The sequence below is a fragment of the Brevundimonas sp. genome (assembly GCF_023259385.1).
GTDB lineage: Bacteria > Pseudomonadota > Alphaproteobacteria > Caulobacterales > Caulobacteraceae > Brevundimonas.
The window spans coordinates 1-1,039 of the sequence record NZ_JAHFPF010000356.1 but is presented as its reverse complement, the minus strand read 5'-3'; the positions used below and the strand labels follow the sequence as shown (position 1 = coordinate 1,039).

The window sequence follows — 1,039 nt, the reverse complement described above, 5'->3', positions numbered from 1 at the left end:
ACGAGAGCGAGAAGCGCGTCTGGTTCCTGTTCGAATCGAGCCGCCGCGGCAACGTCTGATCCGACGCACGGACCGTCCGGAACCCTCCGGCTTGCAAAGTCTTAACGATCGGTAATATCTGGTCGGAAAGACGCGGAGGGGATGATGCGGACGGTCCTGATCGGTTGCGGCCTGGCGCTGGGCGTCGTCGTCGCCTCTACGGCCCCGGCGCGGGCCGATATGGCGGAGGCCTTTGGCAACACCATCGTGTCTCACTATCCCAACGGCCAGTGGGTGAAGCATTTTTTCGAGCCGGACGGCCGCTATGTGTCCCAGTTCTCGGACGGGCGTCAGTTGAGCGCGCGCTGGAGCCGGGAGGGCGACAAGATCTGTTTGACCGGGTTCAGGCCACGCCAGATTCTGCCACGCTTCTGTAGCCGCATGGTCGAGGCCGACATCGGTCAAAGCTGGCAGGCTCGCGATCCCCTGGGACGGACGATCCGCAACGAACTGGTCGCCGGACGCCGCTGAAGGCCGCTGGAGGCTCTTGTCAGGCGACGTCCGGCCCTCTAGAGCCCACCACCTGCCCAAGCGGATGTGGCGGAACTGGTAGACGCACTGGATTTAGGTTCCAGCGCCGCAAGGCGTGGAGGTTCGAGTCCTCTCATCCGCACCAAAGCAAAAAGGCCCCGGATCGCTCCGGGGCCTTTTCTTGTTTTGGCCTATCGCCCTCGCGGGCCTACTTGAGGCCGGTTTTGGGCTGGTCGCCCTCAGGACTTATGGCCGTTTTGGTTGGCCTGCCTGAGGACATCAGCGCGTGTCTCAGCTGATCGGCGGGACAGGCGGCGGCGGCAGGTCGCTGTCGGTCTCGTGGACCTCGATCAGGCCACGGCCCAGGTGGCTCTTGCGATAGCCATACAGGAAATAGATCAACAGGCCGAAGCCGCCCCAGATCGGCAGCACCATCTTGGCGTCGTGCGGCAGGTTCCAGAACAGGAAGGCGCAGCCGAAGGCCGACAGGGGCGCGAAGACCCAGATGAATGGCGTGCGGAACGGACGC

At 64.0% G+C, this 1,039-nt stretch carries 1 protein-coding gene, 1 tRNA gene and 1 pseudogene; 2 read left to right on the top strand and 1 reads right to left on the bottom strand.

All coding sequences use genetic code 11. The annotated features are described in order from the left end of the window. Positions 1-144: 144 nt before the first annotated feature. A complete protein-coding gene (locus Q0C81_RS18175; protein ID WP_291841226.1) occupies positions 145-510 on the top strand; it encodes a hypothetical protein in 366 nt (121 codons plus the stop codon). Positions 511-570: 60 nt separating this feature from the next. Further along, positions 571-655: transfer RNA gene (locus Q0C81_RS18170), tRNA-Leu, on the top strand. Between the two features lie 146 nt (positions 656-801). Here the strand turns inward: Q0C81_RS18170 and Q0C81_RS18165 are convergent. Next, positions 802-1,039, bottom strand: a pseudogene (locus Q0C81_RS18165) (amino acid permease); the annotation flags it as partial.